Below are 14,337 nucleotides of genomic sequence, written 5' to 3' on the forward strand. Positions count from 1 at the left end.
ATTAGTTGATTTCGATGCGGCGCGGCTTGTTCGCTTCCGGGATCACCCGTTCCAGATCGATATACAGCAGGCCGTTCACCAGATTGGCGCCGCGGACGTGAATGTTTTCCGCCAGCTGGAATTTGCGCTCGAAGTTGCGCTCGGCGATCCCCTGATACAGGTAGGTCCGCTCTTTCTGCTCGGCGGCGTGGGCGCCTTTGACGATCAGCAGATTGTCCTGGGCAGTGATCTCCAGCTCGCTTTCAGCAAAGCCAGCCACCGCGATAGCGATGCGATAGTGGTTTTCGTCTACCAGCTCGACGTTATACGGAGGGTAGCCGCCGTTGCTCTGGCTTTGATTGTTTTCCAGCAGGTTGAACAGGCGGTCGAAACCAATGGCTGAACGATATAGCGGGGAAAGATCGAAGTTACGCATAGTAAATAGCTCCTGAAAATCAGCGAGAATCAAATGACCTTCCATCGTGGACAGGCCGCGGTAATCCGGAATACCCCTCAGGCGTATTCTCAGTGGGTTACACCTATAAAATGGGTTTCTCCCCGTGCTTTTCAAGGGATTGAGGGCAATTTTTTTTGCAGTTTATCGATGATTGCTTAGACTGGGTGGAGGAGCACAAAAAGCAAAGTGCGATGCCCGCCACAGTGCGGCGCAATAACACTATGCATTCACGGGATGGCCCGATATAACCGCTGAAAGGTTATCTCAACGCCCGAAACGACAATGGAAGAACAATGAAAAGCAGACGACTGTTAAAGCTGGTCCTGTTCAGCGGGATAATAAGCCTGAGCGGTTGCTCCAGCGTAATGTCACATACCGGTGGCAAAGAGGGAACCTATCCGGGCACGCGATCCAGTGCGCAAACGCTGGGGGACAGCGATACCAACTGGGGTGTGAAATCGCTGGTGGCGCTGGACATGCCGTTCACCGCCGTCATGGATACCCTGCTGCTGCCGTGGGATATGTTCCGCACCGACAGCTCAATCAAATCTCGGGTCGAAAAGAGCGAGAAGGCTACGCTGGCGACCAACTCGGTGATCCCGCCAGCGCCGATGCCTGCCCAGTAAGTTATCGTCCGGTCTGCGTAACCCACAGCTGACGATAACCGTCCACCTCCTCCATCCAGGCAATCTGTTTACCGTCTGGCGAAAAGACGATCGCGTCCGCCGAGGGCGCATGCGCATGCGTATCGGTTAAAAAGGTGATATCTCCCGTACCGGCATGGCAGCAGGCAATCCGATCCTCCAGCGCAAAACCCAGCCACTCTCCCGACGGATGCCAGTTAAACGCCGACTGGATACCCGACGCGTGATGCGTCAACTGCCGCGGCTCGCCCCCCTGCGGGGAAATAAGCCACAGCTGCACTACGCCGGCGTCGTCGCGCATCAGAAAGGCTATCGCCGTCGCCTGGGGATTGGCGCGCACCCAGTGGCGCGGGACGTTCACCAGTCCCGGGTAGCGGCGATGGTGGGTGAAGGTCAAACGACGCTGGCTGACGCCCGCCGGCGGCGCCGGCATTGTGGTTGCGGTACCGGCCAGCGGCGCCCCGCCAGGCTGCTTCCAGCCGGCTTCATCCTGCGGCAGATCGACAATAAACAGCTCAGGCACTTTATCGCCATTTTCCGCCAGCGTATCGCCAATAAACGCCAGAGTATGGTTCCCGACCCAGCCCTCCTCATAGGCGCGATTAATCTCATCGCTGCCCGGCGCGGGTGCCGGCGTCGTGCGGCTTACCAGCACGCACCAGTGGCTGCCGCCATATTCGCGCGGATGCTGTCCCTGCGGCGTCACGGGTCCATAGGGCGCCGCCACGCCGACGTTGCGCAGATCCAGCGCCGGATCGCGCTCGTGCAGCACGTGATCGTTGTAGGTAAAACTGACAAACTGACCGTTGGGGCTATAGACATGGACGTGGCTGCCGCCGCGCAGCGCGCCGGGCGTGTAGGGGGGGGTAATGTCCATGGCGTCCAGATTCTCGACAGTCCCCTGAAAGGCCACCACCCCGCGGCGATGATGAAAATCATACTGCCACTGCGCATCCGGCCGCTCGGGGCCATGAATAAACACATAGCGCTCCTGGGTTGGATGCACGGTTACCACGCCCACGTGCGCGCCCTGCGTGGCACGATAAATGGTCTCCACAGTACCGCTGTTTACGTTCACTCGCTCAATGGTTTCGCCGGTAAACGATGCGCCGGACGGACGAACGTCGAATACCAGCCACTGGCTGTCGGGAGTCCAGGTATTAATATTGGTAAGCTGGTGATGACGGGGAGCAAAAGTGACTTGTTTCATGACGATACCCTGATGCGAGACTTACGCATCAGGGTAGCGTATCGCAAAAAATTAGCCTACACGTTTCACATCGCCGACCAGCAGGATATAAGACAGCGCGCCTATTAACGCCACCACGGAGATATAAACCAGCGCCGGGCCAAAGCCGTAATCCTGCGCCAGATAGCCAATCACCAGCGGGACGGTGATGCCGCCCAGGCCGCCAACAAAGTTAAACACCCCGCCGGTCAGGCCGATCAGGCGCATCGGCGCCAGGGAGGAGACCAGCGACCAGGTGATAGACGCAAAACCGTTACCGAAGAACGCCAGCGCCATCAGCGCCATGATCCAGATGGGGTCGTTGGTGTAGTTTGCCCCCATGATGCAGGTGGAGATCAACAGTCCACAGATGATCGGCGTTTTGCGCGCCACGCCCAGCGAGTAGCCTTTTTTCACCAGCTTATCCGCCAGCCAACCAGACAGCAGGACGCCAAAAAACGCGGCGAGGAAGGGCACCGTGGTCATAAAGCCGGCCTTCAGCGCGGTGATGCCTTTTTCCTGGGTTAAGTAGTTCGGAAACCAGGTCAGGAAGAACCACAGCGTCGAGGTTACCGCGAACTGTCCAAGGTAAACGCCAACCAGCTTGCGGTGAAAAACCAGCTTCCAGTCCGCTTTCGATAACGGTTGACGCGCCTCTTTCTTCACCGGCGCATCGCCATCCACCAGGCCGCCGCCGTCGCGGATATAGTCGAGTTCGGCTTTACTGATGCTTTTAGTCAGGCGCGGCGGTTGATAAACCTTGAACCAGATCAGCGACCAGATAATGCCGATACCGCCGGTAACGATAAATACCCAGTGCCAGCTCAATAGCTCCTGGATCCAGATCAGCAGCGGCGTGAGGAAGGCCAGGCCAACAAATTGCCCCGAGGTATAAAACCCGACGGCGGAAGCGCGCTCGTGCTCCGGGAACCAGCTGGTCACCATGCGGTTGTTGGTCGGGAAGGCTGGCGCTTCGAAGATGCCGGTAATGGCGCGTAAACCGATAAGCGACATTAAACCGGTGGCGAAGCCTTGTAGCAACGTCGCCACCGACCAGCCAAATATAGCGATAAAGTAGGTAAGCCTGGATCCCACGCGGTCAAGGAACCAACCGCCAGGGATCTGGCAGAGGGTATACAGCCAGGCAAAGGCGGAAAATACGTAGCCCATTTCCGCTTTGCTAATACCAAACTCCTCCTGAATATGCGCCGAGGCGACGGCGAGGTTGGCACGGTCAACATAACAAATAACCACGGTAATAAAGATCATGATGAGCGTCAGATAACGGCGACGCCCGGTTTTTACAGCGGTAACTGAAATATCCATCGCAATCTGTCTCCAGATTTTGGGCATAGCGAAGCCGCTCACCATGCCCGGTAATTTACAGAGGGTGTTTTTGTTTTTTATTAATAACTATGTTGCGATGCGCTAAATAATTCGTGCTGGGGAAAGGCGGCAAATTTTCGCATCCCTGGGAGCATACAATAGTATGTGACCAGGGTAAGAAAATGCAGCCAACGCATCACCAGTGCGAAGTATGACGCGCATTTACCATTCGGCGACAGATCCATCCTCATACCGCCACAACGGATTTCGCCAGTCCGGCGCGTTTTTACTTAACTCAATCACGCGGGCCTCATCAATTTCCACGCCCAGCCCCGGCTTCATCAGAGGTTTAAAGAAGCCGCCTTCCATATTGAAATCTTCTTTGTTTTTCACAAAATCAAGCAGTTCGGCGCCTTTGTTGTAATGGATCCCCATGCTCTGCTCCTGGAAGACCGCGTTATGCGAAACGAAATCAACGTGCAGACAGGCTGCCAGCGCGATCGGCCCCAGCGGACAGTGCGGCGCCAGCCCAACGTCATAGGCTTCCGCCATGCCGGCAATTTTATAGCATTCGGTAATACCGCCTGCGTGCGACAGATCGGGTTGTAAAATAGCCACCCCGCCCGCTTCCAGGACCCGTTTAAATTCAAAGCGCGAAAACATACGTTCGCCGGCGGCAATGGGAATATGGGTTTGCGCCGCCAGCCGCGGATAATATTCCGCCTGCTCGGCTAATACCGGCTCCTCAATAAATAATGGGCGATATGGCTCCAGCTCTTTAATTAATACCTTAGCCATCGGCGCGCTAACGCGGCCGTGAAAATCGAGACCAAACTCAATTTCATTGCCAAACGCTTCACGGATTTGCGCCACGGTATTCACCGCGGCATCAACCGCGCGGGAATTATCAATTATACCCATCTCTTCGCAGCCGTTTAATTTAAAGGTGTCGAAACCAATGCCGCGCAGCTTCTTAATCCCGTCAATCACTTCGGCGGGGCGGTCGCCGCCCACCCAGCTATAGGCTTTAATTTTGTCGCGCACCAGCCCGCCCATCAGTTGCCACACCGGGGCATTCAGGACCTTACCTTTAATATCCCATAGCGCCTGATCAATACCGGCGATAGCGCTCATCATAATCGGGCCGCCGCGATAAAAGCCGCCGCGGTACATTACCTGCCACAGGTCATTAATCCGCGCCGGATCCTGACCAATCAGGTAATCGCCAAATTCATGAACGGCTGCCTCCACCGTACGGGCGCGCCCTTCAATCACCGGTTCGCCCCAGCCGACGATGCCTTCATCGGTTTCAATCTTCAGGAACATCCAACGCGGAGGTAAACGGTACGTGGTGATATTGGTTATTTTCATTTCACTGCCTCTCGATACGCTTTTACGAATGCGGCTGCCTGCTGCGCGGTACGTTCAACCGACTGGCCGGCACGATAGAGATCGCTACCCAATCCTGCCCCAACACAGCCGGCATTAATCCACTGCGCCAGGTTTTCCGGCGTCACGCCGCCAACGGCAAAGACCGGAACCTCGGGCGGCAGCACGGCTTTCAACGCTTTGATGTAATCCGGGCCAAAAGCCGATGACGGGAAGATTTTTAGCGCCTGCGCGCCGGCATCGAGCGCGCTAAAGGCTTCGCTGGCGGTGGCGCAGCCTGGACACACGGTCATGCCGTAACCCACCGCTCGCCGGATCACTTCCGGTTGAATGTTTGGCGTCACAATCAGCCGACAGCCCATGGCCGCCAGCCTGTCGACCTGCTCCGGTTGCAGCACCGTGCCCGCGCCGATAAGCGCCTGCTCGCCGTAAGCGTCGACGACCTGCGGAATACTTTTCTCCCACTGCGGCGAGTTCAGCGGGATTTCAACCGCGTCGAAACCGGCGTCGATAACGGCGCCAACGTGAGCCAGCGCCTCGTCTGGCGTAATACCGCGCAGGATAGCGATAAGTGGAAGGTTAGTTTGCCACTGCATAAGCGATGCTCCTTATTCCTGTCTGAAATGCCGTATCGCCCGCAACCGCGCTGACTTCGCGGCCAATGGCGGCGAATGCCTGCTGATAGCGGGATGTTAACGATGACCCAGCGACGAGACTGATCGCCTGCTGTCCGGCGAATGTGTCGCTGAGGGTGGCAACTTCAGCGCCAATCAGCAGTCCGGAAAGAAATTCGCTAACCTGCTCGCGAGGCAGCGCGCCCAGCACGTGCGAAGCGCGAACTTCAAACAGCTGCGGCAGGACGGCGGGGTTGTTGATACCGCGCTGCAGACCTGCCGCGAATGCGGCAGCGGACGTTTCCTGCGGCGGTAAGCCGGCGCCCACCAGCGAGTGCTGAAGCAACAGATGATGCAATTCACCGGTCAAAACGGTACGAAAATCGTGAATTTGCCGGCGATCGGCCAGTACCCACTTGCAGTGGGTTCCCGGCATCACGTAGACAGACGAAGGGGCTAAGGCGCGAGCGCCCAGCAGCTGCGTTTCTTCCCCACGCATGACGTTATGGTTATCGTCACGGGAAACGCAAAGGCCGGGAATTATCCAGATATTGTCGCCAACGGCAGTTAACTGCTGGCCAATATCCGAGAAAGCGGCAGGAAGCGGCAAATAAGGGGCGATTTTCCAGCCCACGTTGCTGCCGACCATCCCTGCCATCACCACCGGTGTGGCGCCATCGCGCCAGTGCTGTGTGATTTCCGCTAACACCGCAGCGGGAGAGCGACCATTCAGGCGCGTTACGCCTGCTTCAGATTGCCTGCTTTCCAGGCATTCTTCGCCCTGATAAAGCCAGGCGCGTAAATTCGTCGATCCCCAATCTATTGCGATGTAGCGAGCCGTCATGTGATTTCCTTAAGCCTTCGTGTCGAGCTGGCGATCATCGTCAACGCCGCCTGCTCCGCCGCGTCGCTATCCTGATGCCGAATGGCGTCAAATAGCGCTTTATGTTCCTGGAGGGTTTTCGGCATGTTGCCTTCATCGCCCATCCAGGTCCGTTCAAATACCGCCCGCTGCAGCGAACTGATCGCCACGCTAAGCTGCTGCAAAACCGGGTTATGTACTGACTGCAGCACCGCCTCGTGGTAGCGAATATCCGCTTCGTTAAAGGCATCCCGGTTTTGGTTGTTGGCGATCATGTCATTGAGCGCCGACTCGATTTCCGCCAGATCGCTTGAGGTGGCGCGTTCCGCCGCCCAACGGGCAATGGCGGGTTCAACCAGGTTGCGCACTTCACTCATCGCGCTGATAAGACGCGGGTCATAGTCATTTTCCAGTACCCACTGCAGCACCTCGGTGTCGAGGTAGTTCCACTGGTTTCTGGGAGCGACAAACGCGCCGCGATAGCGCTTCATTTCAATCAGCCGCTTCGCCATCAGGGAACGAAACACTTCACGAATGATGTTGCGCGAGGTTTCAAACTCCTCACAGAGTTCCGCTTCGGCCGGAAGCGCCGAACCCGGGACGTATTTACCGCTGACGATCTGTTTGCCCAGCGAGATCACAATGCGATCGGTCTTATTGAGAGTCATGGAGAGTCCTTGTGCTCTATGTGTACTGCTCTACTTTACCGTCGCTGCTGAATTTCGCCTCATGTTTGTACTACTAACGTGATGCTGTACGTTATCAACATGAGCGTAATGTAGTACAACATTATTGTGTTGTACTACAATTTGGATCACAAAAAGAACAATTCATGAAAATTAAAGCGCAGCGGCCCTGGCAAGAGGCGATAAGAGAGAAAATTAAGGGGAGGAGGCGTTAAAACGCTTCGCCGACCTGGAAGTAAAAGCCGCTGCTGCCATTGCCGATACCGTAGTCGAGGCGAACATTAACGCGAGGTTTGAATTCAAAGCGGTAGCCAACGCCCGCCGAAGGCAGCCAGCGGCCATTATTCAGCGACGACAGTGAGGGCCCCATGGTTCCCGCTCCTGCCCAGGCGACAATCCCGTGCCGCCAGGTGAGCTGCCGGCGGTATTCCAGCTGGCCGCTGACGACGTTTTTATCCCGGTAGCGCCCCTGGTAGTAGCCGCGCATCCGTTCATCGCTGCCGAGCAGCGGCATCATGCTCCACGGTACCTCGCCCTGGGTGAAGGCGCCATCGGCCTCCCAGGCGAGCACGCTTTTCTCGCTCAGGGCATGATAATGGCTATAGTGCAGCTGAAATTCCTCAAAGCGGGTATCGCTACCTAATCCGGGCGCATAGTGGGTATAGCGGAGGTTGGCATACTGACCCCGGCGCGGGTTAGGGACAAAGTCGCGATCGTCCCAGTTAATATCGATGCTGGCGCCGGAGCTGAATACCGACGGCCCCTGTGGAGTGTTTTCTATCTTCGGCCGATCGTCATGGTCCATCTCATCGGCATTCTGCGCCGCCAGCGACCATCCCGCCCCGAGATAAACATGATCGATAAGCTGCCGATAAAGGGTGGGTCGCAGGGTCAGTACCTGGGCGGTATACTTCTCTTTTTCATTGTCTTTATCCCCGGCATGAAAACCCTGCCCCCAATAATAAGTGGGCGTATTGGCTATCGACCCTTCGACAAAAACGCGCCACAGATCACGATCGAAAAAGGTGTAGTTTTTCACGCTGAGGCCAAAGGCGCCGGTAGAGCTGGCGTAGCCGCTGAGCGTCAGGGTCGAGTTCTGGCTGGTGGTATCCTGCGGGTCGGGACGATACAGGCCGACGACAGCGGTGCCAATGCCCAACCCTAGTTCCGGCGTATAGAACGGACCGGGCATCACGCCCCAGTCGATGCCTTTGCTGGCGTCGAACTTATCGCTGGCGCCGAGATGCTGCAGCCAGCCGTCGATTTTCTCGCGGCTGAGCGCCTCGGCCTGGCTGCCTGTCGGGCAGGCCATCAGCAGCAGAAAAGTGATAAACAGTCGGCTCAAAAGCGATACTCGCCGGCAATAAAGAAACTGTTACGTTCGGCAAAGCCAAACTCGGTAGTAATATTAAAATTCTGCGTCAGCTCGTATTGCGCGCCCACCAGAACGTTCCATGGCGACTGCAGATGCTGCTTCACATCGAAGCGACCGTTATTGTCCTGGTTGGCCAGATTAACCATATTCTGCAGCATCGGCGACGGCATCGAGAGATCGCTGAGGCTGCCTTTAAACTCCTGCTGCACATCCTGATACATGCTGCCAACCCACAGATTTAGCTTTCCGGCGGGGAGATGCAGCGCATCGACCGATGGCGTACTGAAACGATAGCCAACGCGCGGCGAAAAGGTAAGCGCATCGATGCTGCCGTCGAGGATATCAAAGCGCGTTTGCGTGTAGTTGGCGTCCAGCACGGTAAACCAATTGCCGACGCCGCCCACCAGGGTGGTGCCCATCCCGTAGGTAGTACCTTTAAAATCGAGACGAAAGTCGAGATCCTGCATCCCCGGCAGGGGCACCACTTTACCGTTCGGTCCCTTCAGGCCGACAGCTATCTGCGAAATTGAATGCCCTTCGGTGTGCCCCACCAGGCCATAAACGTTCATAAACGGCAGCAGCCAGGCATCCAGCTTGAGCGTCTCGGTTTTGCTGCTTTCCCGCGTATGACCAACGCCAATCTGGAAAGCGTTATCCAGCGAGACCGGCCCATTAGCGAAAATGTTATTCACGGCGTGCTTGCAGACAGGATCCTTACTGCAATCGATATTGCGGCCATCCAGCGACAGCCCGGTGAAGTTTATGCTGTCGACATTAATATTCTGCCGCATATCCATATAGTTAATGCTGACGCCAAACGGCAGCGGCAGGACGTAGCCGCGCTTTCTGGCCTCATCGCCTAGCAAAGGGAGTAGCGAGGACGATGCTGCGGCCGCAGGCTGGCGACTTTCTGGCGCCGGCAGATCCGCGGGCTCTGCGCCGTGATAGGCATACGCCGGTTCGAGCGGCGCCGTTGGTTCCGCGGCCGCGCAAATCTGAACAGAGGCGAATGGCAGCGTAACCAACATCAAACGGTGGTATATATTCATGAAAAGTATGATGTTAGTTCTGAGTTGCTAAAAAGAGGGCGGGTAGCTTATAGAATCCCCTGCAAGGATTGAGGGATTTAAATGCGGATTAACATCTGTTCATGAAAAAAGAGAAGACAGACCCGGCGAACGCCGGGCCGGAAAGAAGTTTACGCTAAAACGTATTTTTCAATGGCGAAGGCAACGCCATCTTCAAGGTTCGATTTGGTGATGAAGTTCGCCGCTTCTTTGACCGCAGGAATGGCGTTATCCATTGCCACGCCGACGCCGGCAAATTCAATCATCGCGATATCATTTTCCTGATCGCCAATCGCCATAATCTCTTCCGGCTTGATGCCCAGCGCATCGGCCAGCGACTTCACGCCAGTGCCTTTATTGACGCGTTTATCCAGTATTTCGAGGAAGTAAGGCGCACTTTTCAGCACGGTGTACTTCTCTTTCACTTCCGCCGGAATACGGGCGATGGCCTGGTCGAGGATTGCCGGCTCATCAATCATCATCACTTTCAGCAGCTGGATCTCAGGATCCATTTTCTCCGCTTCGCAGAACACCAGCGGAATGGTTGCCACATAGGATTCGTGGACGGTGTAGTAGCTGATATCGCGGTTCGCGGTATACAGCGTATTGCGATCCAGCGCATGGAAGTGGGAGCCGACCTCGCGGGAGAGCTGCTCAAGGAAGCGATAGTCGTCATAGCTCAGCGCGGTTTGCGCGACGGTGCTTCCGTCACCAGCCTTCTGCACCAGCGCGCCATTGTAGGTAATGCAGTAATCACCCGGCTGCTCCATATGCAGCTCTTTCAGATAGCTGTGGACGCCAGCGTAAGGGCGACCGGTGGTCAGCACTACGTTAACACCGCGCTCGCGCGCCGCGGCGATGGCGGCTTTCACCGCTGGAGAGATGGTATGGTCGGGCAGCAGCAGCGTGCCGTCCATATCGATTGCAATCAGTTTAATAGCCATAGGGTCCCCGGGTAAGATGAGTCTCCCCTCATGCTAACGCGATTCCGCTCAAAAAACAGTAAAAGTGTCGGCCAGAAAGGGGGATGGAACCGCAGCAGCGGATTCCCCTTTTAGCGGCAAAAGAAAAGCCCGATCGCGCGATGCGACCGGGCTTATACATCCTGTTGCCCCGGTAAAACTCGTTACCGGGAAACATGCGGCTTAAATATCGATATTCGCCGCTTTCAGGGCATTCTCTTCGATAAACGCGCGACGCGGCTCAACGGCATCGCCCATCAGGGTGGTGAACAGCTGATCGGCAGCGATGGCATCCTTGACGGTCACGCGCAACATGCGACGGCTGTCCGGATCCATGGTGGTTTCCCACAGCTGATCCGGGTTCATCTCGCCCAGACCTTTATAGCGCTGGATGGAGAGACCGCGACGGGACTCTTTCACCAGCCAGTCCAGAGCCTGCTCGAAGCTGGCTACCGGCTGACGACGTTCGCCGCGCTCGATGTAAGCATCTTCTTCCATCAGGCCGCGCAGTTTCTCGCCCAGGGCACAAATACGACGATATTCCGGCCCCATAATGAACTCGTTATCCAGCGGATAGTCGGTATCCACGCCGTGGGTACGTACGCGAATAACCGGCTCAAAATGCTGCAGTTCTTTGTTCTCGTGGAGATCGAATTTCCACTGGCTGCCGTGCTGTTCTTTCTCGTTCAGCTCGGAGACCAGGGTGTTCACCCAGCGGGTCACCTTCTGCTCGTCCGCCAGGTCGGCCTCGGTCAGGGTCGGCTGATAGATAAGCTCTTTCAGCAGCGCTTTCGGGAAGCGGCGCTCCATGCGGCCAATCATTTTCTGGGTGGCATTGAACTCGGCAACCAGTTTTTCCAGCGGTTCGCCCGCCAGCGCCGGCGCATTGGCGTTGGTGTGCAGGGTCGCACCGTCGAGCGCGATGGAGATCTGATACTGATCCATCGCTTCGTCGTCTTTAATGTACTGTTCCTGCTTGCCTTTCTTCACTTTGTACAGCGGCGGCTGGGCAATGTAGACGTGGCCGCGCTCGACGATCTCCGGCATCTGACGATAGAAGAAGGTCAACAGCAGGGTACGAATGTGCGAGCCGTCGACGTCCGCATCGGTCATGATGATGATGCTGTGGTAGCGCAGTTTATCCGGATTGTACTCATCGCGACCGATACCGCAGCCCAGCGCGGTGATCAGCGTCGCCACTTCCTGGGAAGAGAGCATTTTATCGAAGCGGGCTTTCTCAACGTTAAGGATTTTACCCTTCAGCGGCAGGATCGCCTGGTTCTTGCGGTTACGACCCTGTTTAGCAGAGCCGCCCGCGGAGTCCCCTTCCACCAGGTACAGTTCGGACAGCGCCGGGTCGCGCTCCTGGCAATCCGCCAGTTTACCCGGCAGGCCTGCCAGATCCAGCGCGCCTTTACGACGAGTCATCTCACGAGCGCGACGTGCGGCCTCACGGGCGCGCGCGGCGTCAATAATTTTGCCGACCACGATTTTCGCATCGGATGGGTTTTCCAGCAGGTATTCGCTCAGCAGTTCGTTCATCTGCTGCTCCACCGCCGATTTCACCTCGGAGGAGACCAGCTTGTCTTTGGTCTGCGAGGAGAATTTCGGATCCGGCACCTTCACGGATACCACGGCAATCAGGCCTTCACGCGCATCGTCGCCGGTGGCGCTGACTTTCGCTTTTTTGCTGTAGCCCTCTTTGTCCATATAGGCGTTAAGGGTACGGGTCATCGCCGCGCGGAAGCCGGCGAGGTGAGTACCGCCGTCACGCTGCGGAATGTTGTTGGTAAAGCAGTAGATGTTTTCCTGGAAGCCGTCGTTCCACTGCAGGGCCACTTCCACGCCGATACCGTCTTTTTCGGTGGAGAAATAGAAAATATTCGGGTGGATCGGCGTTTTGTTCTTATTGAGATACTCAACGAACGCCTTGATGCCGCCTTCGTAGTGGAAATGGTCTTCTTTGCCGTCGCGCTTATCGCGCAGGCGGATAGAGACGCCGGAGTTCAGGAACGACAGCTCGCGCAGGCGTTTCGCCAGGATGTCATATTCAAATTCGGTGACATTGGTGAAGGTTTCCAGGCTTGGCCAGAAACGCACCATGGTGCCGGTTTTGTCGGTTTCGCCAGTCACGGCCAGCGGTGCCTGCGGCACACCGTGTTCGTACATCTGCTTGTGAACTTTGTTATCGCGCTGGATAACCAGCTCCAGCTTCTGCGACAGGGCGTTAACCACCGAGACGCCTACGCCGTGCAGACCGCCGGAAACTTTATAGGAGTTATCATCGAATTTACCGCCAGCGTGCAGGACGGTCATGATAACTTCCGCTGCGGAGACGCCCTCTTCCGGGTGAATGCCGGTCGGGATGCCGCGGCCGTCATCCTGGACGGAGACGGAGTTATCGCTGTGGATGGTGACAACGATATCTTTGCAGTAACCCGCGAGCGCTTCGTCGATAGCGTTATCCACAACCTCGAATACCATGTGGTGCAGACCGGTGCCGTCATCCGTGTCGCCGATATACATACCCGGGCGCTTACGCACCGCATCCAGCCCTTTCAGGACTTTGATACTGGAGGAGTCATAAGAATTCGACATCAACGTTTCTCGCTCATTTTATCTTGGGTTAATCCGTTATTTTACCTTTTTCCACGCGGAACATCTTCGAATTTTTGTCCGACATGTCCATAACGTGTTCAGCGCTGATCGCGCTGACGAAAACCTGCGACTGCGTCGCTTTCAGGCGGCTGGATAACAGACCGCGGCGGGCATCATCAAGTTCCGAGGCAAAATCATCTATCAGGTACAGGCAGCGCCGCCCGCTGACGCGGGTGAGGAACTCTCCTTGCGCCAGACGCAGGGCGCACATCAGCAGCTTAAGCTGCCCGCGCGACAAGGTATCTTCCACCGGCGCCCCGTCGGCGCGAATGCGAAAATCCGCTTTATGCGGGCCGTGGGCGGTGTAGGTTAACATTCTGTCGCGCTCGAAATTCCGCTCCAGCACCTCCGCGTAGTCGGTCTCTTTTTCCCAGCCGCGCTGGAAAGAGAAGGTGAGCGTGAATTCCGGTAAAAATTGCTGACAGGTATCCGCCATGTCTTCGACGATAGCGGCGCTGTATTCGGCACGCCAGCGGCTGATCTGCTCCGCCAGCGGGATTAATTCCAGATCCCAAGGCCGCAGCTGGGCATAGCGGCTGACCTGACGCAGCGCGGCGTTGCGCTGCTTGACCAGGCGCTTCAGATTGCTCCAGGCGGTGAAGAATCCGGCTTCGTTATGAAAGCATCCCCAGTCAAGGAATGCTCTTCTGTATTTGGGGCCGCCGTTGAGTAAAGTAAACCCCTCCGGCGTAATCAGCTGCATCGGCATCAGGTGCGCCAGCTCCGCCACTTTGTGGCCGTCGGTGCCGTCGATACGCACCTTGCTGTCGCCCTGTTTGTCTTTGGTCAGGCCGATGGCGGTTTCCCGCTCTTCACCCTGCAGACGGCCATGCAGAACAAACGCATCCTGCTCGTGGCGGATCACTCGGCCAATTTGCAAACTGCGAAATGCCCGGCCGTGGCCAAGCGTGTAGATAGCTTCCAGCACGCTGGTTTTGCCGCTGCCGTTCGCGCCAACCAGGAAGTTAAAGCCGGGAGATAAAGCGAGATCCGCATGTTCAATATTGCGGAAATCTTTGATTAGAAGTCGGGATAGCGACATATCAGCTCGTCATCATTCAAGGGGCGTGGGTGTCGCAGCCAGTTCGTC

Annotated in this window: 13 protein-coding genes and 1 other annotated feature; of the genes, 1 reads left to right on the plus strand and 12 read right to left on the minus strand. The window is 56.6% G+C overall.

Annotated features, from left to right (window positions below):
- Position 1: 1 nt before the first annotated feature.
- Positions 2-415: a small heat shock chaperone IbpA gene (gene ibpA / locus HMPREF3140_RS09000; RefSeq protein WP_004151523.1), complete on the minus strand. Its 414-nt coding sequence runs from the start codon at positions 413-415 to the stop codon at positions 2-4.
- Positions 409-484 (minus strand) — a sequence feature (ROSE (Repression Of Heat Shock gene Expression) occurs in the 5'-region of heat shock genes and acts as an RNA thermometer to modulate expression.). (Overlaps the previous gene by 7 nt.)
- A gap of 245 nt (positions 485-729) precedes the next feature.
- Between ibpA and HMPREF3140_RS09005 the strand changes: the two genes are divergently transcribed.
- Complete coding sequence (locus tag HMPREF3140_RS09005; RefSeq protein WP_004151524.1) at positions 730-1,062, plus strand: YceK/YidQ family lipoprotein; 333 nt, start codon at positions 730-732, stop codon at positions 1,060-1,062.
- A 1-nt stretch (position 1,063) separates the two neighbouring features.
- Here the strand turns inward: HMPREF3140_RS09005 and HMPREF3140_RS09010 are convergent, their stop codons facing one another.
- From HMPREF3140_RS09010 to recF, 11 genes are all read right to left on the minus strand, one after another.
- Positions 1,064-2,290, minus strand: coding sequence for a DUF3748 domain-containing protein (locus HMPREF3140_RS09010; RefSeq protein ID WP_070552941.1), 1,227 nt, complete (start codon positions 2,288-2,290; stop codon positions 1,064-1,066).
- 51 nt (positions 2,291-2,341) lie between these two features.
- Positions 2,342-3,679, minus strand: coding sequence for an MFS transporter (locus HMPREF3140_RS09015; RefSeq protein ID WP_004150285.1), 1,338 nt, complete (start codon positions 3,677-3,679; stop codon positions 2,342-2,344).
- 177 nt (positions 3,680-3,856) lie between these two features.
- A complete protein-coding gene (gene dgoD, locus HMPREF3140_RS09020) occupies positions 3,857-5,005 on the minus strand; it encodes a galactonate dehydratase (RefSeq protein WP_004150286.1) in 1,149 nt (382 codons plus the stop codon).
- Positions 5,002-5,619, minus strand: coding sequence for a 2-dehydro-3-deoxy-6-phosphogalactonate aldolase (locus tag HMPREF3140_RS09025; RefSeq protein ID WP_004145082.1), 618 nt, complete (start codon positions 5,617-5,619; stop codon positions 5,002-5,004). The genes dgoD and HMPREF3140_RS09025 overlap by 4 nt, the downstream gene beginning before the upstream one ends.
- Entirely contained in the window at positions 5,603-6,481 is an 879-nt protein-coding gene (locus HMPREF3140_RS09030) for a 2-dehydro-3-deoxygalactonokinase (RefSeq protein WP_004145083.1), read from the minus strand. The genes HMPREF3140_RS09025 and HMPREF3140_RS09030 overlap by 17 nt, the downstream gene beginning before the upstream one ends.
- Positions 6,478-7,167, minus strand: a complete 690-nt coding sequence (gene dgoR / locus HMPREF3140_RS09035) for a D-galactonate utilization transcriptional regulator DgoR (protein ID WP_004145084.1) — start codon at positions 7,165-7,167, stop codon at positions 6,478-6,480. The genes HMPREF3140_RS09030 and dgoR overlap by 4 nt, the downstream gene beginning before the upstream one ends.
- 229 nt (positions 7,168-7,396) lie before the next feature.
- Entirely contained in the window at positions 7,397-8,530 is a 1,134-nt protein-coding gene (locus HMPREF3140_RS09040) for a BamA/TamA family outer membrane protein (RefSeq protein WP_021313055.1), read from the minus strand.
- Positions 8,527-9,609 carry a porin family protein gene (locus HMPREF3140_RS09045; RefSeq protein WP_073972708.1) on the minus strand — a complete coding sequence of 361 codons (1,083 nt, stop codon included), beginning with the start codon at positions 9,607-9,609 and terminating at the stop codon, positions 8,527-8,529. Before HMPREF3140_RS09045 ends, HMPREF3140_RS09040 begins: the two co-directional genes overlap by 4 nt.
- A gap of 149 nt (positions 9,610-9,758) precedes the next feature.
- A complete protein-coding gene (yidA, locus tag HMPREF3140_RS09050; protein ID WP_004151530.1) occupies positions 9,759-10,571 on the minus strand; it encodes a sugar-phosphatase in 813 nt (270 codons plus the stop codon).
- 201 nt (positions 10,572-10,772) lie between these two features.
- The gene (gene gyrB / locus HMPREF3140_RS09055; protein ID WP_004173845.1) at positions 10,773-13,187 is read right to left on the minus strand and encodes a DNA topoisomerase (ATP-hydrolyzing) subunit B; all 2,415 of its coding nucleotides are present in this window, start codon (positions 13,185-13,187) and stop codon (positions 10,773-10,775) included.
- A 28-nt stretch (positions 13,188-13,215) separates the two neighbouring features.
- Complete coding sequence (recF, locus tag HMPREF3140_RS09060) at positions 13,216-14,289, minus strand: DNA replication/repair protein RecF (RefSeq protein WP_004150293.1); 1,074 nt, start codon at positions 14,287-14,289, stop codon at positions 13,216-13,218.
- Between the last annotated feature and the right edge of the window lie 48 nt (positions 14,290-14,337).

Source organism: Klebsiella sp. HMSC16A12 (genome assembly GCF_001808265.1).
GTDB classification, from domain to species: domain Bacteria; phylum Pseudomonadota; class Gammaproteobacteria; order Enterobacterales; family Enterobacteriaceae; genus Klebsiella; species Klebsiella pneumoniae.